The organism is Bacillus sp. TH30 (assembly GCF_016650875.1).
In the GTDB taxonomy this organism is placed as follows: Bacteria; Bacillota; Bacilli; order Bacillales; family Bacillaceae_G; genus Bacillus_A; species Bacillus_A mycoides.
The window spans coordinates 2,003,760-2,025,034 of sequence record NZ_JAEKEY010000002.1; the positions used below are offsets into that span (position 1 = coordinate 2,003,760).

General features: G+C 40.2%; 13 protein-coding genes, 15 tRNA genes and 3 rRNA genes. 4 read left to right on the top strand and 27 right to left on the bottom strand.

From position 1 onward, the window contains the following. Nucleotides 1-15: 15 nt before the first annotated feature. The 3 genes from JFU20_RS12440 to JFU20_RS12450 form a co-directional block, all read right to left on the bottom strand. Complete coding sequence (locus JFU20_RS12440) at nt 16-792, bottom strand: transglycosylase domain-containing protein (RefSeq protein ID WP_201038657.1); 777 nt, start codon at nt 790-792, stop codon at nt 16-18. A 529-nt stretch (nt 793-1,321) separates the two neighbouring features. Further along, a complete protein-coding gene (locus JFU20_RS12445; protein ID WP_201038658.1) occupies nt 1,322-1,783 on the bottom strand; it encodes an NUDIX hydrolase in 462 nt (153 codons plus the stop codon). Between the two features lie 150 nt (nt 1,784-1,933). Beyond that, nucleotides 1,934-2,653 carry a YebC/PmpR family DNA-binding transcriptional regulator gene (locus JFU20_RS12450; RefSeq protein WP_002113875.1) on the bottom strand — a complete coding sequence of 240 codons (720 nt, stop codon included), beginning with the start codon at nt 2,651-2,653 and terminating at the stop codon, nt 1,934-1,936. Nucleotides 2,654-3,313: 660 nt separating this feature from the next. Here JFU20_RS12450 and JFU20_RS12455 point away from each other — a divergent pair. Next, a complete protein-coding gene (locus JFU20_RS12455; protein ID WP_201038659.1) occupies nt 3,314-3,634 on the top strand; it encodes a DUF3884 family protein in 321 nt (106 codons plus the stop codon). A 209-nt stretch (nt 3,635-3,843) separates the two neighbouring features. Here the strand turns inward: JFU20_RS12455 and JFU20_RS12460 are convergent. From JFU20_RS12460 to JFU20_RS12545, 18 genes are all read right to left on the bottom strand, one after another. After that, nucleotides 3,844-3,925, bottom strand: a tRNA-Leu gene (locus JFU20_RS12460). A 9-nt stretch (nt 3,926-3,934) separates the two neighbouring features. Further along, nucleotides 3,935-4,005: transfer RNA gene (locus JFU20_RS12465), tRNA-Cys, on the bottom strand. Between the two features lie 14 nt (nt 4,006-4,019). Further along, nucleotides 4,020-4,094, bottom strand: a tRNA-Gly gene (locus JFU20_RS12470). Between the two features lie 5 nt (nt 4,095-4,099). After that, nucleotides 4,100-4,174, bottom strand: a tRNA-Gln gene (locus JFU20_RS12475). A gap of 63 nt (nt 4,175-4,237) precedes the next feature. Next, nucleotides 4,238-4,313, bottom strand: a tRNA-His gene (locus JFU20_RS12480). Between the two features lie 19 nt (nt 4,314-4,332). Beyond that, nucleotides 4,333-4,406, bottom strand: a tRNA-Trp gene (locus JFU20_RS12485). Between the two features lie 8 nt (nt 4,407-4,414). Beyond that, nucleotides 4,415-4,498 (bottom strand) — tRNA-Tyr (locus tag JFU20_RS12490). Nucleotides 4,499-4,508: 10 nt separating this feature from the next. Next, nucleotides 4,509-4,584 (bottom strand) — tRNA-Thr (locus JFU20_RS12495). Nucleotides 4,585-4,598: 14 nt separating this feature from the next. Next, nucleotides 4,599-4,674 (bottom strand) — tRNA-Phe (locus JFU20_RS12500). Nucleotides 4,675-4,683: 9 nt separating this feature from the next. Then, a tRNA-Asp gene (locus JFU20_RS12505) sits at nt 4,684-4,759 on the bottom strand. A 3-nt stretch (nt 4,760-4,762) separates the two neighbouring features. After that, nucleotides 4,763-4,839: transfer RNA gene (locus tag JFU20_RS12510), tRNA-Met, on the bottom strand. A gap of 24 nt (nt 4,840-4,863) precedes the next feature. Beyond that, nucleotides 4,864-4,939, bottom strand: a tRNA-Val gene (locus tag JFU20_RS12515). Between the two features lie 5 nt (nt 4,940-4,944). Further along, nucleotides 4,945-5,019 (bottom strand) — tRNA-Glu (locus tag JFU20_RS12520). A gap of 19 nt (nt 5,020-5,038) precedes the next feature. Continuing rightward, nucleotides 5,039-5,130, bottom strand: a tRNA-Ser gene (locus JFU20_RS12525). A gap of 2 nt (nt 5,131-5,132) precedes the next feature. Continuing rightward, nucleotides 5,133-5,207: transfer RNA gene (locus tag JFU20_RS12530), tRNA-Asn, on the bottom strand. Between the two features lie 8 nt (nt 5,208-5,215). After that, nucleotides 5,216-5,331, bottom strand: a 5S ribosomal RNA gene (gene rrf, locus JFU20_RS12535). Between the two features lie 100 nt (nt 5,332-5,431). Then, nucleotides 5,432-8,353: ribosomal RNA gene (locus JFU20_RS12540) — 23S ribosomal RNA — on the bottom strand. A 146-nt stretch (nt 8,354-8,499) separates the two neighbouring features. Further along, nucleotides 8,500-10,051: ribosomal RNA gene (locus JFU20_RS12545) — 16S ribosomal RNA — on the bottom strand. The 16S, 23S and 5S rRNA genes sit together here with 15 tRNA genes alongside, the layout of an rRNA operon. 351 nt (nt 10,052-10,402) lie before the next feature. Here JFU20_RS12545 and JFU20_RS12550 point away from each other — a divergent pair. Further along, nucleotides 10,403-10,759 carry a YgzB family protein gene (locus tag JFU20_RS12550; protein ID WP_002063699.1) on the top strand — a complete coding sequence of 119 codons (357 nt, stop codon included), beginning with the start codon at nt 10,403-10,405 and terminating at the stop codon, nt 10,757-10,759. Nucleotides 10,760-10,845: 86 nt separating this feature from the next. On the opposite strand, the gene perR is transcribed toward JFU20_RS12550, so the two are convergent. From perR to JFU20_RS12580, 6 genes are all read right to left on the bottom strand, one after another. Next, complete coding sequence (gene perR / locus JFU20_RS12555; RefSeq protein ID WP_165762387.1) at nt 10,846-11,274, bottom strand: peroxide-responsive transcriptional repressor PerR; 429 nt, start codon at nt 11,272-11,274, stop codon at nt 10,846-10,848. A 300-nt stretch (nt 11,275-11,574) separates the two neighbouring features. Continuing rightward, nucleotides 11,575-12,030, bottom strand: a complete 456-nt coding sequence (bcp, locus tag JFU20_RS12560; protein ID WP_002010353.1) for a thioredoxin-dependent thiol peroxidase — start codon at nt 12,028-12,030, stop codon at nt 11,575-11,577. Nucleotides 12,031-12,074: 44 nt separating this feature from the next. Next, nucleotides 12,075-12,479 (bottom strand): potassium channel family protein, encoded by a 405-nt coding sequence (locus JFU20_RS12565; RefSeq protein ID WP_002091112.1) that lies wholly within the window; start codon nt 12,477-12,479, stop codon nt 12,075-12,077. Between the two features lie 72 nt (nt 12,480-12,551). Further along, complete coding sequence (locus tag JFU20_RS12570) at nt 12,552-13,337, bottom strand: ABC transporter permease (RefSeq protein ID WP_002091114.1); 786 nt, start codon at nt 13,335-13,337, stop codon at nt 12,552-12,554. A 4-nt stretch (nt 13,338-13,341) separates the two neighbouring features. Beyond that, entirely contained in the window at nt 13,342-14,133 is a 792-nt protein-coding gene (locus JFU20_RS12575) for an ABC transporter permease (RefSeq protein WP_000521522.1), read from the bottom strand. Then, entirely contained in the window at nt 14,126-15,139 is a 1,014-nt protein-coding gene (locus JFU20_RS12580) for an ABC transporter ATP-binding protein (protein ID WP_002010347.1), read from the bottom strand. The genes JFU20_RS12575 and JFU20_RS12580 overlap by 8 nt, the downstream gene beginning before the upstream one ends. Before the next feature lie 127 nt (nt 15,140-15,266). Between JFU20_RS12580 and hemL the strand changes: the two genes are divergently transcribed. Further along, nucleotides 15,267-16,565: a glutamate-1-semialdehyde-2,1-aminomutase gene (gene hemL / locus JFU20_RS12585; protein WP_002010346.1), complete on the top strand. Its 1,299-nt coding sequence runs from the start codon at nt 15,267-15,269 to the stop codon at nt 16,563-16,565. 203 nt (nt 16,566-16,768) lie between these two features. After that, the gene (locus tag JFU20_RS12590) at nt 16,769-21,205 is read left to right on the top strand and encodes a glutamate synthase-related protein (protein ID WP_002010344.1); all 4,437 of its coding nucleotides are present in this window, start codon (nt 16,769-16,771) and stop codon (nt 21,203-21,205) included. The last annotated feature ends 70 nt before the right edge of the window (nt 21,206-21,275 follow it).

The window sequence follows — 21,275 nt, forward strand, 5'->3', positions numbered from 1 at the left end:
ATGTAGGAACTTCTTTTAACTTACTGCTTTTTCACGGGCATTTTTTAACATGGATTGCTCTGTTTTTATATCATGACGAATTACTAATTTCTCACTAACTGCTTGCACATATTCATCATGATTTATATACCCTTCTTTCTCCATTAGCCTTAAAACTACATTCCGTCTCTCAACTGCTTTATCATAATTTTGTGCAGGTGAGTAATAAGCCGGTGCTTTTACTACAGCAGCCATCATTGCACTTTCAGCCAGTGTTAATTGATTCACTTTTTTACCGAAGTAAAGGTTTGCTGCTTTTTCAATCCCCCATGCGCCTTCTCCGTAGTAAATATTACTTACATACAATTTTAATATCTCATCCTTTGTGAATGTACGTTCAATCTTTTTCGTATAAAAAATTTCTTTCCACTTACGGGAAAATGTACGTTCATTAGATAAGAAAGCATTTTTAGATAACTGCTGTGTAATCGTGCTTCCTCCTTGCACAACACCACCAGCTTTTATATTTTCAATAGACGCCCTGATAATCGCTATATAGTCTAAACCGTTATGATGATAAAACCTTTTATCTTCCGTCGCAATAAATGCGTGTGTTAATGATTCTGGCACCTCTAACTTAGCGGGTACATGTAATTTACTAATATCACTTCGCTCAATCATTACATTTCCAACGAATAATAATGCAAAACTTAACAATAATAATAATATAATGGCTTTATAAAGAAATTTAGTTAATGGATTTAATGCAACTTTTTGATGATAATTCACTCTAGATAATACTCGTTCTTTCATCTCGAACACCTCTTTTCCACACAGCATATAACTCTTAATTTAAGAATACCTTGTTATAAAAGAATATCCCATCGATTTCTCTTACACCTACCTTACAACATTGTAAGGTGTAAAAATGTATTGTATCACAGTCCCTTTTTATCTACTATTCATATGAAATGTTGAATATACATTTATTTATCACACTATTTATAGGAAGTAGGACTCTCCTTAATTTCACTTTATTCTTTTATTATATCAGTTTATACATTTATACTTTTAAACATCTAGCAATCTAATTATATACGATATATCACTATTATACAGAACGAACGTTCTGCAAATCAATACTAGCTTTCGGATTATCTCGCTATTTGTGTGCAGTAAGAATTCTCCCTCAAAACTTGGCTAAAGCTAGGAAATTAGGTGGTAGTCCTGCTTCCTCCACCAATTATTAGCCTACACTTTATTATTGTGACCTTTTTCTGAAACAGTATACATAAAGAAAAGGTTAGCAATTTGAGCTGTCCTCAAATAACTAACCTTTTCTTTACAACCTTCCTATAAGATTATATGGCTGAACTTCCCATGTTTCGTATGGAATAAAATGCATTGCTTTCATCGCATCAAGTGTCCTTGATTTCATATGAGGACGCGTTATATACTCATCAATGTTCTCTTCGTTTAAAGCAACAAATTTAGCCTCTTGTATTTCTTCAGATTGAATTTTTATTTCACCACTAACATATGCTACTTTAAAAACAACAGCTACAATATGCATAGAAGCATTATAATAAATCCCTGTAACTCCGATAGGCTTCACAGTTAATCCTGTTTCCTCCATTATTTCTCTGCAAACAGCTCGATCGAGCGCTTCCCCTTCTTCTACCTGTCCTCCAGGCATTTCCCACGTATCTGCTCGCCAGTGCACTTTCGTTAAAAGCACCTCATTCTTTTCATTTGTTAAATAACCTGCTACGGCAACAATATGCTTTGGTGTTTTATGCTCCACAGAAATACCTCCTAGAAATATGATTATTTAAAATACAAACCTATAACCATATTCCCTAGCAGCTACAAAATACCTTTAATACTTTACCAACTTAATTAACTCCATAAAAAAAGACCCTATCCGTTAAAGGAAAGGGTCTTCTGTCTTATATTATTCCCCTAAGTCTACGTTGTGGTAAACTTGCTGTACATCTTCTAAATCTTCTAATGCATCAACCATTTTTTCAAATTGTACTTGAGCATCTTCAGGAAGTTCTACATCACTTTGTGCAAGCATTGTTAATTCTGCAACTGTAAATTCTTCAACACCAGCACCTTTAAGTGCAGATTGTACTGAATGGAACTGATCAGGTTCAGCATAAACGATAACAGAATCTTCTTCTTCTAGAATGTCACGTGCATCTACATCTGCTTCCATTAAGATTTCAAGAACTTCATCTGATGTTTTACCTTCAAGACCGATAACAGCTGTCGCATCAAACATGTAAGCGACAGAACCGTTTACACCCATGTTACCACTGTTTTTGCTAAATGCAGCACGTACATCTGCTGCAGTACGGTTTACGTTATTTGTCAGTGTATCTACAATTACCATAGATCCGTTTGGTCCAAAGCCTTCATAACGAAGCTCGTCATAGTTTTCTTCTGAACCGCCTTTTGCCTTTTCAATCGCACGGTCAATAATTGTTCTTGGCACGTTGTATGTTTTCGCACGTTCTAATACAACTCTTAACGTTTGGTTTGATTCTGGATCTGGCTCGCCTTGTTTTGCTGCCACATAAATTTCACGTCCAAATTTCGCGTATATACGGCTTGTATTTGCATCTTTTGATGCTTTTTTTTCTTTAATATTGTTCCATTTACGGCCCATACTTTCCACTCTCTTTCCCATTTTAAATCTACATAAAAATATTAATATGAAATATAATGTGTATTCAACACATTTTTAAAAGAAATATAAAAAGTTCATTTTTGATTCATATTACAGACATAATATAAATCACTATCATTTTGTTCTTTCGACAAGTTATATTATACATGAATTCCTAAGTTTATTACGAATTTTAGAATCACATAGCATAATTTAACAAAAAAGACCCTAACATTTCTGTTAGGGTCTTTTTAGGTGACATTTATATAGAGTGCTACCCTTAAAATCCTTTATTTTAAAGCATTTTAAAAATTTTGAGCTTCTTTAAACATGATAAATTAAAATGAAACGGGCCAAAATGGAATCATATTAAATAACTGACACCTTTTACTTTCATTTCTCTCCCTTGATTAAATTTATCATATTTCATTTATTACTGTGATGATTTATTTTATTATTTCTCGCTAAACAATAAGAAACAGGGCAAAGCTGCCATGTCCTTTTAAAGATTTGTTATGTAGTATGTTATGAACTATTCATTATCAAACTAAAGTTATTCCTTTTCATTCCTCTACTAATCCCATAATATTTCCTTAATTACTTTCTATTGCTGTATAATTAAAATAGGGAAAAATTTGAAGGAAAGATGGAGGGAGAATTATGACACATTCAAATGAGAAAAAATCACATGGTTTTAAAGGAATAGGAGAGAAGTTAAACCCAACTATCTATCAAGTGAGATTCATAAAATTGGATGGTCCAATTCAATTTGATTCGTTCCCTAAATTAAAGAAATTAGGGGACTGGTTGAGTACTTCAACGCAAATATGGTCGTGTCACTCAACTATGTACAAGTACAACAGAGAAGAGTTTGAAAAGAAGTTTTTCGAAATTACGAAATTACCAGCTGATAATGTGGTAATTTCAACTGGTGGTATCGGATTTAACTTCATGTCACCAGGGTGGAGAGATTCTCTCTAGAGTGCTCGAAAAAATTCTTATATATGTAATATTCTACTGAAATTTTATCCTTTTAATACTTCATAGTTTCTTCCAACTGTATCTAAAGTTCGTCACTTACTCACCGCACACTACCCCAACGCACTATTAGTGCTTATTTTGTAGTGTGAAGAAAACACAAAAAAACTCTACACAATTAGTGTAGAGCCTTGATGTTACGCCGTTCGTGATACCGATGGTCGGGGTCGAACCGACACTCCCGAAGGAACACGATTTTGAGTCGTGCGCGTCTGCCAATTCCGCCACATCGGCATAAAATAAAGGCGGCAACCGGATTTGAACCGGTGGTAAAGGTTTTGCAGACCTCTGCCTTACCACTTGGCTATGCCGCCATATGAAGTTAAAATGGAGCGGAAGACGGGATTCGAACCCGCGACCCCAACCTTGGCAAGGTTGTATTCTACCACTGAACTACTTCCGCAAAAATGGCTGGGCTAGCTGGATTCGAACCAGCGCATGACGGAGTCAAAGTCCGTTGCCTTACCGCTTGGCTATAGCCCACCGAAGTTTTACTTAATTATATGTAAGTATCCATTAATTTATTTGTAATTTTTAAAAATAAAATGGGGCGACTGATGGGAATTGAACCCACGAATGCCGGAGCCACAATCCGGTGCGTTAACCACTTCGCCACAACCGCCATGTTGTGTTTATATATTTGGCAGGGGCAGTAGGAATTGAACCCACACTGGAGGTTTTGGAGACCTCAGTTCTACCTTTAAACTATGCCCCTATGTAAAATGGTGGAGGGGGGCAGATTCGAACTGCCGAACCCGAAGGAGCGGATTTACAGTCCGCCGCGTTTAGCCACTTCGCTACCCCTCCGAAACTTACATGGTGCCGGCTAGAGGACTTGAACCCCCAACCTACTGATTACAAGTCAGTTGCTCTACCAATTGAGCTAAGCCGGCATATTTTATTAAAATGGTGGCTCGGGACGGAATCGAACCGCCGACACGAGGATTTTCAGTCCTCTGCTCTACCGACTGAGCTACCGAGCCTTATTAAAATGGCGGTCCCGACCGGGGTCGAACCGGCGATCTCCTGCGTGACAGGCAGGCATGTTAACCACTACACCACGGGACCATTTGGTTGCGGGGACAGGATTTGAACCTGCGACCTTCGGGTTATGAGCCCGACGAGCTACCGTACTGCTCCACCCCGCGACAATATTATTCATATAATTTATATGGTGGAGGATGACGGGATCGAACCGCCGACCCCCTGCTTGTAAGGCAGGTGCTCTCCCAGCTGAGCTAATCCTCCAAAAGTGGTGACCCGTACGGGATTCGAACCCGTGTTACCGCCGTGAAAGGGCGGTGTCTTAACCACTTGACCAACGGGCCAAATATTATAAATTCCTTATGGCGGAGAGCAAGGGATTCGAACCCTTGATACGCTTGTGACGTATACACGATTTCCAATCGTGCTCCTTCGGCCAACTCGGACAGCTCTCCAATGGCTCCGCAGGTAGGAATCGAACCTACGACCGATCGGTTAACAGCCGATAGCTCTACCGCTGAGCTACTGCGGAATAATATTGCCTGGCAACGTCCTACTCTCACAGGGACAAGGTCCCAACTACCATCGGCGCTAGAGAACTTAACTTCCGTGTTCGGTATGGGAACGGGTGTGACCTCTCTGCCATCATTACCAGACATTATTCTTTTGAGACAATCATTATTATAACTTATTCACCCTGAAAGTCAATAAATTTTTTATATTCTCTCAAAACTAGATAACGTTGCTTCATATTATATGGTTAAGTCCTCGATCTATTAGTATTCGTCAGCTCCACATGTCACCATGCTTCCACCTCGAACCTATCAACCTGATCATCTTTCAGGGATCTTACTAGCTTACGCTATGGGAAATCTCATCTTGAGGGGGGCTTCATGCTTAGATGCTTTCAGCACTTATCCCTTCCGCACATAGCTACCCAGCTATGCCCTTGGCAGAACAACTGGTACACCAGCGGTGCGTCCATCCCGGTCCTCTCGTACTAAGGACAGCTCCTCTCAAATTTCCTGCGCCCACGACGGATAGGGACCGAACTGTCTCACGACGTTCTGAACCCAGCTCGCGTACCGCTTTAATGGGCGAACAGCCCAACCCTTGGGACCGACTACAGCCCCAGGATGCGATGAGCCGACATCGAGGTGCCAAACCTCCCCGTCGATGTGGACTCTTGGGGGAGATAAGCCTGTTATCCCCGGGGTAGCTTTTATCCGTTGAGCGATGGCCCTTCCATGCGGAACCACCGGATCACTAAGCCCGACTTTCGTCCCTGCTCGACTTGTAGGTCTCGCAGTCAAGCTCCCTTATGCCTTTGCACTCTACGAATGATTTCCAACCATTCTGAGGGAACCTTTGGGCGCCTCCGTTACACTTTAGGAGGCGACCGCCCCAGTCAAACTGCCCACCTGACACTGTCTCCCGGGTCGATAAGACCCGTAGGTTAGAATTTCAATACAGTCAGGGCGGTATCCCACCAGCGCCTCCACCGAAGCTAGCGCTCCGGTTTCAATGGCTCCCGCCTATCCTGTACAAACTGTACCAAAATTCAATATCAGGCTACAGTAAAGCTCCACGGGGTCTTTCCGTCCTGTCGCGGGTAACCTGCATCTTCACAGGTACTATAATTTCACCGAGTCTCTGGTTGAGACAGTGCCCAAATCGTTACACCTTTCGTGCGGGTCGGAACTTACCCGACAAGGAATTTCGCTACCTTAGGACCGTTATAGTTACGGCCGCCGTTTACTGGGGCTTCAGTTCAGAGCTTCGCTTACGCTAACCCCTCTCCTTAACCTTCCAGCACCGGGCAGGTGTCAGCCCCTATACTTCGCCTTACGGCTTCGCAGAGACCTGTGTTTTTGCTAAACAGTCGCTTGGGCCTATTCACTGCGGCTTTCCGTTAAGAAAGCACCCCTTCTCCCGAAGTTACGGGGTCATTTTGCCGAGTTCCTTAACCAGAGTTCTCTCGCACACCTTAGGATTCTCTCCTCGCCTACCTGTGTCGGTTTGCGGTACAGGCACCTTTTATCTCGCTAGAAGCTTTTCTTGGCAGCGGGGAATCAAAGACTTCGCTCCATAAGGAGCTTCCCCATCACAGCTCAGCCTTCACGATAAGCGGATTTGCCTACTTATCAGCCTAACTGCTTGGACGTGCACAACCAATCGCACGCTTCTTCTATCCTTCTGCGTCCCTCCATTGCTCAAACGATAAAGAGGTGGTACAGGAATATCAACCTGTTGTCCATCGCCTACGCCTGTCGGCCTCGGCTTAGGTCCTGACTAACCCTGAGCGGACGAGCCTTCCTCAGGAAACCTTAGGCATTCGGTGGACGGGATTCTCACCCGTCTTTCGCTACTCATACCGGCATTCTCACTTCTAAGCGCTCCACCAGTCCTTCCGGTCTGACTTCACTGCACTTAGAACGCTCCCCTACCACTGATACCATTGGTATCAATTCGCAGCTTCGGTGGTGTATTTAGCCCCGGTACATTTTCGGCGCAGAGTCACTCGACTAGTGAGCTATTACGCACTCTTTAAATGGTGGCTGCTTCTGAGCCAACATCCTAGTTGTCTAAGCAACTCCACATCCTTTTCCACTTAATACACACTTTGGGACCTTAGCTGGCGATCTGGGCTGTTTCCCTCTTGACTACGGATCTTATCACTCGCAGTCTGACTCCTAAGGATAAGTCATTGGCATTCGGAGTTTGACTGAATTCGGTAATCCGATGAGGACCCCTAGTTCAATCAGTGCTCTACCTCCAAGACTCTTACACTTAAGGCTAGCCCTAAAGCTATTTCGGGGAGAACCAGCTATCTCCAGGTTCGATTGGAATTTCTCCGCTACCCACACCTCATCCCCGCACTTTTCAACGTGCGTGGGTTCGGGCCTCCATTCAGTGTTACCTGAACTTCACCCTGGACATGGGTAGATCACCTGGTTTCGGGTCTACGACCACGTACTAAACGCCCTATTCAGACTCGCTTTCGCTGCGGCTCCGCCTCTTCAGCTTAACCTCGCACGGGATCGTAACTCGCCGGTTCATTCTACAAAAGGCACGCCATCACCCATTAACGGGCTCTGACTATTTGTAGGCACACGGTTTCAGGATCTCTTTCACTCCCCTTCCGGGGTGCTTTTCACCTTTCCCTCACGGTACTGGTTCACTATCGATCACTAGGGAGTATTTAGCCTTGGGAGATGGTCCTCCCAGATTCCGACGGAATTTCACGTGTTCCGCCGTACTCAGGATACATTCAAGAGAGAACGAAGTTTCGACTACGGGGTTATTACCCTCTGTGACGGACCTTTCCAGGTCGCTTCGTCTACCTCGTTCCTTTGTAACTCCGTATAGAATGTCCTACAACCCCAAGAGGCAAGCCTCTTGGTTTGGGCTAGATTCCGTTTCGCTCGCCGCTACTCAGGAAATCGCATTTGCTTTCTCTTCCTCCAGGTACTTAGATGTTTCAGTTCCCTGGGTCTGTCTTCCATACCCTATGTATTCAGGTAAGGATACCATACCATTACGTATAGTGGGTTTCCCCATTCGGAAATCTTCGGATCAAAGCTTACTTACAGCTCCCCGAAGCATATCGGCGTTAGTCCCGTCCTTCATCGACTCCTAGTGTCAAGGCATCCACCGTGCGCCCTTTCTAACTTAACCAAACTAAAATTAAAAAAATATGAGCTACACTGTTATCTAGTTTTCAAAGAACATACATTTAAACTTGAGAGATAGTTCTCTCAAAACTGAACGAAACAAAACAAGTCAACGTTTATTGATGAACTGCGTTCATCAATTCTCCATAGAAAGGAGGTGATCCAGCCGCACCTTCCGATACGGCTACCTTGTTACGACTTCACCCCAATCATCTGTCCCACCTTAGGCGGCTGGCTCCATAAAGGTTACCCCACCGACTTCGGGTGTTACAAACTCTCGTGGTGTGACGGGCGGTGTGTACAAGGCCCGGGAACGTATTCACCGCGGCATGCTGATCCGCGATTACTAGCGATTCCAGCTTCATGTAGGCGAGTTGCAGCCTACAATCCGAACTGAGAACGGTTTTATGAGATTAGCTCCACCTCGCGGTCTTGCAGCTCTTTGTACCGTCCATTGTAGCACGTGTGTAGCCCAGGTCATAAGGGGCATGATGATTTGACGTCATCCCCACCTTCCTCCGGTTTGTCACCGGCAGTCACCTTAGAGTGCCCAACTTAATGATGGCAACTAAGATCAAGGGTTGCGCTCGTTGCGGGACTTAACCCAACATCTCACGACACGAGCTGACGACAACCATGCACCACCTGTCACTCTGCTCCCGAAGGAGAAGCTCTATCTCTAGAGTTTTCAGAGGATGTCAAGACCTGGTAAGGTTCTTCGCGTTGCTTCGAATTAAACCACATGCTCCACCGCTTGTGCGGGCCCCCGTCAATTCCTTTGAGTTTCAGCCTTGCGGCCGTACTCCCCAGGCGGAGTGCTTAATGCGTTAACTTCAGCACTAAAGGGCGGAAACCCTCTAACACTTAGCACTCATCGTTTACGGCGTGGACTACCAGGGTATCTAATCCTGTTTGCTCCCCACGCTTTCGCGCCTCAGTGTCAGTTACAGACCAGAAAGTCGCCTTCGCCACTGGTGTTCCTCCATATCTCTACGCATTTCACCGCTACACATGGAATTCCACTTTCCTCTTCTGCACTCAAGTCTCCCAGTTTCCAATGACCCTCCACGGTTGAGCCGTGGGCTTTCACATCAGACTTAAGAAACCACCTGCGCGCGCTTTACGCCCAATAATTCCGGATAACGCTTGCCACCTACGTATTACCGCGGCTGCTGGCACGTAGTTAGCCGTGGCTTTCTGGTTAGGTACCGTCAAGGTGCCAGCTTATTCAACTAGCACTTGTTCTTCCCTAACAACAGAGTTTTACGACCCGAAAGCCTTCATCACTCACGCGGCGTTGCTCCGTCAGACTTTCGTCCATTGCGGAAGATTCCCTACTGCTGCCTCCCGTAGGAGTCTGGGCCGTGTCTCAGTCCCAGTGTGGCCGATCACCCTCTCAGGTCGGCTACGCATCGTCGCCTTGGTGAGCCGTTACCTCACCAACTAGCTAATGCGACGCGGGTCCATCCATAAGTGACAGCCGAAGCCGCCTTTCAATTTCGAACTATGCAGTTCAAAATATTATCCGGTATTAGCCCCGGTTTCCCGGAGTTATCCCAGTCTTATGGGTAGGTTACCCACGTGTTACTCACCCGTCCGCCGCTAACTTCATAAGAGCAAGCTCTTAATCCATTCGCTCGACTTGCATGTATTAGGCACGCCGCCAGCGTTCATCCTGAGCCAGGATCAAACTCTCCAATAAAGTTAGTTTGTCTAGCATCTAAAAATAAAAATTGACGTTCACGTTGTTTGTTTCGTTCAGTTTTCAAAGAACTACTTCGCCGCTCAATTGCGACTTTCTTATGTTAACATCTTCGTTTCCCGATGTCAACTAAGTTTTTCAAAATTCTTTTTTGTCGTTCACTGCGTTTCTGCATCAGCGACGTTTATTAATATATCATGCAGTATATGTAGGGTCAATACTTTTTATAAAAAAATTTCACATCCCGTTAAAAGCTTAAAAAATCATATCTCCTTATCATTTTACTAAGTTTACACACGAGTGAAAATTCTAAATTTTATGTTATATTATTATTATAGGAGCGTGGTGAGAATGAGCATTAAATATTCGAACAAAATCAATAAAATTCGGACCTTCGCATTAAGTTTAGTATTTATCGGCCTCTTCATTGCATACTTAGGAGTCTTTTTCCGTGACAACATTATTATTATGACAACATTTATGATGGTTGGCTTTTTAGCTGTTATCGCTAGTACTGTCGTTTATTTTTGGATTGGTATGTTATCTACTAAGACTGTACAAATTATTTGTCCAAGCTGCGATAAGCCAACAAAAATGCTTGGTCGTGTCGACGCATGCATGCATTGCAACCAACCTTTAACACTGGATCCGAGTTTAGAAGGAAAAGAATTTAATGAGAAGTACAATAAAAAAAGCTATAAAGGATAACACGTACTTTCACTTTAGTATTTTTTCATCCCTATATAATAAAGAAAGAGGGTGACGATTAAGTCACCCTCTTTCTTTATTATATATTACGCCTTATGACACTCTGGGCAAACGCCATAAATTTCTAAGCGATGACTATTAATAATGAATCCTGTCGTTTTCGCAGCTTCCTCTTCAAGCTGTTCCAAACCTCCATAAGGAAAATCAACAATCTTACCACATTTTTCGCAAATCACATGATAATGTTGACTTGTAACATAATCAAATCTACTTGAAGCGTCCCCATAAGTTAATTCCTTTACAAGTCCAACTTCTTTAAACACACGTAAGTTATTATAGACAGTCGCAACACTCATATTTGGAAACTTACCTTCTAATGCTTTATAAATGTCATCCGCTGTTGGGTGCGTCATAGATTCCACAAGGTACTCTAAAATAGCATGACGCTGTGGAGTAATGCGTACACCCGTATTTTTCAGCATTTCTAGCGCTTCTTTTAATTCTTCTTTGACCACCGTCATGCACCCCGATTCTATACGGATTATTATTTTATAATTCTTATAAAGAGTGTACTCTTTTTCTTATAAATCGTCAATATTTCTACTATAAGTATGTGGTTTATTTTTGTATATAGCCTTATTCTTATGTAACTTCCCGTATTTCCTATACATTTACATAGAAAAAAGTGCGACATAATCGCACTTGGAATACTATCATCTGAGGAGGTATGCCCTACACTTTCACTTTATGTATCGCAAGAAAATATGTATAGACGCATGCCTTACATATGTATTTTTTTCCACATTAATATAGATTTATTTTATATAAGAAAGAACGTCCTCAATATGTCCCTTCACTTTCACTTTACGCCATTCTTTTACAAGTTCACCATCTTTATTGATAAGGAATGTAGAACGCTCGATTCCCATGTACTCTTTTCCAAAGTTCTTTTTCAACTTCCAAACATCGTACAATTCTGCTACTTTATGATCTTCATCTACTAAAAGTACAAATGGAAGCTCATGCTTCTCGATGAATTTCATATGTCTGTTCACCGAATCAGGACTTACGCCAAGGATGACCGTGTCCTTCTCTTGGAATAATCCATATGCATCACGAAAATCACATGCTTCAGTTGTACACCCTGGAGTCATATCTTTCGGGTAAAAATATAAAACTACATTTTTACCTCGGAAGTCAGCTAAGCGAATTTGTTCTCCGGTACTTCCCTCTAATGTGAATTCCGGTGCTATTTCTCCTACTGTGATCATTGTTATCACTCCTTTTCTTTTCTATTACTATAACAAATGCTACCTTATTTTTCATTGTCCATTACAGTCCTTACCACAAAAGCAAACGGTAATGTATATCCAATTAATGCTTCTCCAATTGCAATCCATCTTCCGATTCCAATCGGAGCTATATCACCATATCCAACGGACAATAAAGTAACCGCGCTAAAATATAAACATATTTCAACGAGTTGAAAGGAATGAGCACTTAGCCTATCCCCATCTTCTTTTAAAACCGCAAAACCCATTTCCTCTAGCACAACATAACTTAATCCAAACGCAATCAGTACCGTTGTATAAATTAAAAACAACGTAGCTAAATTGTACAGCGAAAAGAAACGATTGGAATTTGAATATGAACTCCATAATAATTGGACACTTCTCAAAATAGCGATTGCCGCAATTAATAGAATAAATCCCCATAACATGTCCTCCACCTCATTTTATATGTATGAGGACTATAGCGGATTTATCCCTTAGAAACGAACAAGCTTCTATAATTAATTTCCCGCACCACGATATCGTTTAACCCCTTGATTCCAGAGGGTAATTGCAATAGTAAAACAGATAACACCAACAATTGGCGTTGCGAAAGCATAGCTATTCCACTCTGTTTTTCTTAAAAAGTATGCTGCTGGATATACCCCAACAAATGCAAACGGTAAAACAAACGTTAAAACAAAGCCAATAACACGGTTATAAATATCAACAGGATAGCGTCCATAATTCCCTATGTTATACATAAGCGGCATAATGGAACTTTTCGCATCCGACCAAAAGCCAAGACTTGCAAGCGTAACAAATATCCCGCCGTACACAAGTGCCCCTCCCCCTACCATAAGTAGGAATAAGAAGAAATCATACCAGTAAAAAGATAATTGCAGCTCCATTGCTGCATAACCCATCACAATAATCCCCGTAATGGCTCCAATTAAAGATTCAAGTTCCATTCTTTCTAATATAATTTGAAATAAACTATGAATCGGTCTCGTTAATATACGATCCATTTCTCCTTTAATAATGTAACGATCATTAAAATCCCATATATTAAAGAAAGCTGAAAAAATGGCAAACGGTACTAAAAAGAAACCATAAATAAAGATTACTTCTTCTCGGCTCCACCCTTTTAGTGCTTGGGTATGCCCAAACACAACGAGAATGAAGATTAAATTAACAGCTTGTAGTGATAAATCTGAAAGTAATCCGACGATAAAATCGCCACGATACTCCAATTTTGTTTTTATATATTGACTTGCATATTGCAAAAATAATTTTATATATATCATCTCGTCATCCCCCTTGTACGATTAGACGTTTTCTCGCCGTTTTCCACATCAGTACAATTGGAATAATAAGTATAATTGCCCAAATCACTTGAAATAATAAAGCTTCATATAACTTACTTCCTTGTATACCTTCAGAGAAAATCATACTCGGAATATAACTAATTGCTTGAAACGGTAAAAACACCATTGCTTTTTGGGCCCATAACGGATAAAAACTAATCGGTAATAATAAACCAGAAAATAAATCGATAACAACACGTTTCGCATACATAATTCCACTATTATTAAATAAGAAGAATGTAAGCATCCCTGTCATTAAATTTATTTGTGTATTAATGATAAAACTAAATATTAAAGATAGGAAGAAATATAACCACGTTTGAAAATTCGTTGTAATTTGTAATGAAAATAATAACGTAACAATAACCATACCCGGAATTGAAAAGAAAGCAAAACGAAATATCCCTTCTCCAAGCCCTTGCATAACTTTCATACCTAAATAGTTGTACGGACGAATTAGCTCTACCGCCACACGTCCTTCTTGAATTTCCATCGCAATTTCTCTATCTATATTATTGAAATAAAAAGCGCGTGCCATCCATGCGATCGCAATATACGTAGTCATTTGTGAAATAGATAAACTTTCAATATTCTCTTTCCCGCTATAAATTGCTTGCCATAAAAAATAATACGCACCAATGTTAATCGTATAAATTAAAATCCCACTGTAATAATTTGTACGATAAGCAAGCATCATTAAAAAGCGAATCCGAATCATTTCAATATACTTACCCATGCATAATACCTTCTTCATAAATGTTACGAATAATTTCCTCTGTAGACACTTCGTTAATTTTCAAATCTTTAATTTGAAAGGCTTGTACTACTTTAGAAATCAACATAGAAATGATAACTTCTTCATTCGGTATTTTTGCAACCCATGCGTTTTCTTCTTTCGCTTTTAACCAAACAACATGGCTATCTGGCATAACCATTGATAACTCCTGGTATGAAACTGGGGCAACAAACTGAAAATGTATTTCCTTCTCTACTCCCCACTGCGTACGAAGATTATCTAAAGATCCGTCATACATAATATTTCCTTCATCAAGCATGATGACACGTTCACATAAAGCTTCAATATCAGTAATATCATGTGTCGTTAATAAAATTGTTGTTTTATAACGTTCATTCATCTCTTTTAAGAATTCTCGTATTTTCAATTTCACAAGAACATCTAGTCCAATTGTTGGCTCATCTAAAAATAATAACGGCGGATTATGAATTAACGCCGCTGCCAATTCACAACGCATTCTTTGACCAAGAGATAATTTCCGTACCGGTTTATCTAACAAAGGACCGATATCTAACGTTTCAATAACATGTTCCATATGTTCCTTATACTGAGCGTCTGATACACCGTACACTTTCTTCAATAAACGAAATGATTCTTGTACAGCAATATCCCACCAAAGCTGAGAGCGCTGACCAAAAACAACACCAATTGTTCTCACAAATTCTTCTCTTTGTTTATGTGGATTCATTCCGTTCACTGTAATTTGCCCTGAAGTCGGAGTCAAAATCCCCGTAAGCATTTTAATTGTCGTTGATTTACCAGCACCATTCTCACCAATATAACCAACCATTTCACCTTGTTTTACAGTAAAAGAAACATCATTTACTGCTGGTACTATTTTATAATTACGATTTAATAAATCGCGAAATGCACCCTTTAATCCCGGACGACTTGAATAGGCTGTAAACTCTTTACGTAACCCTTGTACCTCAATTACCGATTTCATAATCGGACCCCCTTCCTAAATGTCACAACGAATAGTTTACCCAACTGCTCCTTCTATCACAAACAATACGTCTTTTCAAAAAACATGTTAGAATAATACATAGATTTTTGTAAGGAGATGAATTGTAGTGAATTTCACAAAATCAGAAGCGTTACATAAAGAAGCTTTAGAACATATCGTTGGTGGTGTTAATAGTCCTTCCCGTTCTTTTAAAGCAGTTGGAGGCGGTTCTCCTGTTGCAATGGAACGCGGAAAAGGTGCTTATTTCTGGGATGTAGATGGAAATAAATATATCGATTATTTAGCAGCGTATGGCCCTATTATTACTGGACATGCTCACCCACACGTGACAGAAGCAATTAAAACAGCGGCTGAAAACGGCGTACTATACGGTACTCCAACAGCATTAGAAGTAAAATTCGCAAAAATGTTAAAAGAAGCAATGCCCGCTTTAGATAAAGTTCGCTTCGTGAACTCTGGTACAGAATCCGTTATGACAACCATTCGTGTTGCCCGTGCTTACACTGGCCGCACAAAAATTATGAAATTCGCTGGTTGTTACCACGGTCATTCCGATTTAGTACTTGTAGCAGCTGGCTCTGGTCCTTCTACTCTTGGAATTCCTGATTCAGCAGGTGTGCCACAAAGTATCGCTCAAGAAGTTATTACTGTTCCATTTAATAATGTAGAAACTTTAAAAGAAGCGTTAGATAAATGGGGACATGAAGTAGCAGCTATCCTTGTAGAGCCAATCGTTGGAAACTTCGGTATTGTTGAGCCAAAACCTGGCTTCCTTGAAAAAGTTAATGAACTTGTTCACGAAGCTGGTGCACTAGTAATTTATGATGAAGTTATTACTGCTTTCCGCTTTATGTATGGCGGCGCTCAAGACTTACTTGGCGTAACCCCAGATTTAACAGCACTTGGTAAAGTTATCGGCGGTGGACTTCCAATTGGTGCTTACGGTGGTAAGAAAGAAATTATGGAACAAGTTGCACCGCTCGGCCCTGCATACCAAGCTGGTACAATGGCTGGGAACCCTGCTTCTATGGCATCAGGGATTGCCTGCCTAGAAGTACTTCAACAAGAAGGCGTATACGAGAAATTAGATGCACTTGGCGCAATGCTTGAAAAAGGAATTTTAGATCAAGCTACAAAACATAACATCGATATTACAGTAAACCGTCTAAAGGGTGCATTAACTGTATACTTCACAACAAATACAATTGAAGATTACGATGCAGCCAAAAATACAGATGGTGAAATGTTCGGTAGATTCTTCAAGCTGATGCTTCAAGAAGGTATTAATTTAGCACCTTCTAAATATGAAGCATGGTTCTTAACGACAGAACATACAAAAGAAGATATTGAATATACAATTGAAGCTGTTGGCAGAGCATTTTCTACCCTAGCGAACAATAAATAATCTCTTCATTACAAAAGGAAAAAAGAAAGCCCATCTTTCTTTTTTCCTTTTTTCTATTTCATAAATCCCTCATTAATAGTATAATTATTCATAATTATCTGTTTTATATTCTTTTATATCCTTACTATCCATGTATACAAGGCAGTTCACGCCTTAAATAGTAAGATTATTCAAAATTTATTTTCCAGAGGGGGGATTGACGGATGCTCAACAAAAAAAACAAATGGACACCGTCTTTATTTCGGAATTATAAAAATGCAGAACATGATGCGTGTGGAATCGTTTCCGTTATGGAAAAACGAAGAATTCCTACAAAAGAAAACATCGATCTTTGTATACAATCGCTAGTCAAAATGAATCATAGAGCTGGTTTCATTAATGGCGAAGGAGATGGTATCGGAATTCATATCGACATGCCAAAAGCACTTTGGAATGAAAAACTGAAAAGTAGCGGATATAATCCAACGATTGTGGATCATCCCCACTTTATCGTTGGACATTTTTTTCTAAACAAAAAAGAAAACATTGCTGAGTTAAAAGATTACATTCGTACGCAACTAAACAATGAAAGCTTTACAATTGTTCTCGAAAATGATGATGTAATAAACTCAGATGCACTCGGTCCTCTTGGTAAACAAGAAGAACCTTTATTTTGGCAAATTGCCCTTATCGCCGAAAGTGAAGTTAAAAATATTGAACAAACATTATTTTCTGTAACAATAAAAATCGAAGAAAATGAAGCAATTCATGTTGCCTCATTAAGTCATGAACATGTTGTATATAAAGTTCTCGGTGCTGGCGATACACTCGTTGCTTATTACAATGATTTACAACACCCACTTATCGCTTCAACTATGACACTAGGACATAATCGCTATTCTACTAATACGTTATCTAATTTTTTTCGTGTACAACCATTTAGCATTCTCGGACATAATGGCGAAATTAACACGATTGCAAAATTACGCGATCAAGCTGAAATGATTAATGTACCACTTACTGCCGGGGGCAGTGATTCCCAAGATTTAAACCGCACCTTAGAAACCCTTCTCGTTCAGTATAACTACAGTTTATTTGAAGCAATGGATATATTATTTCCACCAATTATTAATGAAATAAAACTTTACGAAACAAACTTACAAAACTTATACACTTATATACGTGAGGCTTGGGGGCATTTCGCACAAGGTCCAGCTGGTATTATTTCACGTTATAAAGATGAAGCTGTTTTCAGTGTCGATTCCCTTGGATTACGCCCAGTTTGGAAAGTAGAGACAGAGAGCTCCTATATTTTCTCTTCTGAACCTGGAGTTGTATCACCAACTGAATATGTAGCAGAGCCGAAACCACTCGCTCCTGGAGAAAAAGTTGGATTAAAATGGAATCAACAAGATGAGCTCGTTCTCTATGAATACGACAATTATCAAATTGAAGTATATAACCGTTTTAAGAAAAGAATCGATGTTACCAATTATCATGTAAACTTATCTATCCCTGAAACGAAAGAAACTGAGGGATTATGTGCTTCGGTTCAAGTTGAAACGAATCAATACGTCGCTTTTGGCTGGGATCGAGAACATATTCAGCTCCTTGAACAAATGGCGACAAAAGGCGTCGAACCAATTCGGTCACTTGGGCATGACTCACCACTTGCCGCACTTGATACAGATAGACGAAATATTGCTGATTTCATTAAGGAAAGTGTAGCCGTTGTTACAAATCCAGCAATCGATCGCGATCGAGAAGTTGAACACTTCTCCACACGTACTGTACTCGGAGAGCGTCCGGGTTTATTAGATAACTCTAAACAACCATTTGTAATCGAGATGCTTTCACCCATTATTTTAGAAGGGCATTTAGCTCAATCTATCGCGGCAGACTTACACACGATTACGTACGAACAACTTATACAGCTATTCATTACTCATAGCTCTGTCTCTACAATTTCTATTACATTTAGTCCATCAGAAACTCTACAGATCGCATTAAATCGAATTAGTTCCGAAGCGATAGCAGCCGTTAAAAATGGTGCTTCCCTACTATTATTAGATGATGCTAAATCTCATCAAAATGAACTGTTATGGATTGACCCACATTTAGTTACTGCTAAAGTACATCAAGCATTAACTGAAAATAAATTACGTCGGAAATGCTCTCTCGTTATACGTTCCGGTGCCCTTCGCTCCTTACACGATATCGTCACGCTATACGGATTAGGGGCAGATGGTATTAATCCATATTTATTGTTCGCAACGGTAAATGATGAAACAAAAGTACCAATTACTAATTTGTATACCGCACTTAATAAAGGACTAGAGAAAGTAATTTCAACGATTGGAATTCATGAATTACGCGGTTACGGTCGCCTCTTCTCCTCTATTGGATTACATGAGGAAATCGCAAATATATTACAAATTACAAACTTCTGCGGTTCAAATAATTTAGCTTTTTCACTTGAATCACTTGCTGAAGATGCAAAAATTCGAGCTGAGGATTTTAACAATCCAAAAGTTAGAATGCGAAAATCATTTCATATATTCCCGCGGATTTGGAAAGCAATTGGTGATGTTGCAAAAGGAAACTCTTATGATGATTACCGCGACAAGTTAAGTGAATTAGAAGAAAACACTCCCATCGCAATCAGGCACCTTGTTCAAACAAAACAAGCACAGCATGTAGTTCCGACTGAAGAAGTGTCCATCGGCATTCACAATCATGATTTACCATTTATTATTAGTTCTATGTCATTTGGTTCTCAAAATGAAATTGCCTTTCGCGCGTATGCAGAAGCTGCCGATCAGCTAAATATGATTAGTTTGAACGGTGAAGGCGGCGAAATTAAAGATATGATTGGTAAGTACCCACATACACGCGGACAACAAGTTGCATCTGGCCGATTTGGAGTAAACGCTGAACTACTAAATTCATCAAATTTAATTGAAATTAAAATAGGTCAAGGAGCAAAGCCTGGTGAAGGTGGACATTTGCCTGGCTCAAAAGTGACTGCCAAAATTGCGGAAGCACGTAATGCTACAATTGGTTCGGATTTAATTTCACCTTCTAACAACCATGATATTTATTCAATTGAAGACTTGGCTCAAATGATTACAGAAATTAAAACGGCTAATCATCTTGCAAAAGTAGCTGTAAAAGTTCCTGTCGTTCCTAACATCGGAACAATTGCTGTCGGTATCGCAAAAGCTGGCGCTGACTTTATTAACATTAGTGGATTTGATGGCGGAACAGGTGCTGCGCGTATTCACGCATTGCAACATGTTGGTCTTCCTGTAGAGATTGGTGTTAAAGCTGCTCACAATGCGTTACTAGAAGCAAATATGAGACATAAAGTAGAGATTTGGGCAGATGGCGGTATTCGAAGTGTAAATGACGCCTTAAAAATCATGCTCCTCGGAGCAAACCGGATCGGATTTGGCACATTATCAATGATTGCAATTGGCTGTACAACTTGCCGTGGTTGTCATCTTGATACGTGCCACGTCGGAATTGCAACACAAATTGAATCTGAAGCTCAAGCGAAAGAACATGGACTGCGCCGTTTCGTTCCACGTGAATTAGAAAGCGCAGTTACAGGGCTATTAAGCCTATTCACTACTTTCGGTACAGAATTGAAACGTTTAACAGGGCAGCTCGGTTACACAAACTTACAAGATATTATCGGACGATCGGATTTATTAGAACAAACTCGAGGCAAGGACTTATTAGACTTACGTAATTTAATACAAACGATAGAAGATTCATCTGTGAAAATAACGGCATCTGTACAAGAAAAACAATTTGAAACAACAAATTCTCTCCAGTCAAAAGAATTAGTAAGCGTCGGCGTAGAGCAACGCGTAATGGGCGGTCTAGAATCCTGTTATCGTATTCGTAGCAAATTATATGAAAACACTCATCTTGAACCACTTACATTAAAGTATACAAACGGATCTGTTCCCGGAAACGGATTAGGCGCGTACAATAGCGAGAACTTATTTATACACGTAAATGGTGGCGCGCAAGATGGAATTGGAAAAACTTCATTTGGCGGTGGCATTTATATAACGAAAGCAAAAGGAAAAGATGGAACATATTATAACGGTTCTGTCGGAAAAGGATTTGGATACGGCGCTCAAAAAGGTGCATTATACGTGCAAGGTAACGCTGATGCTCGTGCTGGCATTCGCCTTTCTGGAGCAGATATGATAATTGGAGGCAGAATTACAAAACCACTCCGCGAAAAAGAACAAGGAAATATCGGAGTATATTCTAATATAAAAGGATTTGCTTTTGAATATATGACAAATGGTCGCGCTCTTGTTTTAGGAGATCCTGGTCCATGGATTTGTGCCGGCATGACTGGTGGTGTTGTTTATTTACGTCATGAGCCAAACTTAGGTTTAACAGAACACGCTTTAAAAAGAAGAATTGCTAAAGGTGCAAATGTAACATTGCAGCCAATTAGTAAAAATGGTTTGCAAGATGTGAATGAACTATTATTAGACTACATTCGTGTATTAAATGAGCATGAACAATATGAAGAAGTTGCTTTGTTAACACCATTATTAGATGATATCCAGCTTCACTTCTATGAAATTATCCCGAAAAAAGAACAGGCGGATCCATCCATTTCAACCGAATGATATGTATAGTATTTATTTTCATAAAAAAATTGACGAAGCGAGCATCGCATAGTAATCTAGAATAACAATT

Coding starts and splice junctions, on each gene's coding strand:
- JFU20_RS12580 (WP_002010347.1), bottom strand. CDS start 15,139: ATGAAATCGGTAATTGAGGTACAAGGGTTACGTAAAGAGTTTACAGCC.
- JFU20_RS12575 (WP_000521522.1), bottom strand. CDS start 14,133: ATGGGTAAGTATATTGAAATGATTCGGATTCGCTTTTTAATGATGCTT.
- bcp (WP_002010353.1), bottom strand. CDS start 12,030: ATGATCACAGTAGGAGAAATAGCACCGGAATTCACATTAGAGGGAAGT.
- JFU20_RS12570 (WP_002091114.1), bottom strand. CDS start 13,337: ATGATATATATAAAATTATTTTTGCAATATGCAAGTCAATATATAAAA.
- JFU20_RS12455 (WP_201038659.1), top strand. CDS start 3,314: ATGACACATTCAAATGAGAAAAAATCACATGGTTTTAAAGGAATAGGA.
- JFU20_RS12565 (WP_002091112.1), bottom strand. CDS start 12,479: ATGTTATGGGGATTTATTCTATTAATTGCGGCAATCGCTATTTTGAGA.
- JFU20_RS12440 (WP_201038657.1), bottom strand. CDS start 792: ATGAAAGAACGAGTATTATCTAGAGTGAATTATCATCAAAAAGTTGCA.
- JFU20_RS12590 (WP_002010344.1), top strand. CDS start 16,769: ATGCTCAACAAAAAAAACAAATGGACACCGTCTTTATTTCGGAATTAT.
- JFU20_RS12550 (WP_002063699.1), top strand. CDS start 10,403: ATGAGCATTAAATATTCGAACAAAATCAATAAAATTCGGACCTTCGCA.
- JFU20_RS12450 (WP_002113875.1), bottom strand. CDS start 2,653: ATGGGCCGTAAATGGAACAATATTAAAGAAAAAAAAGCATCAAAAGAT.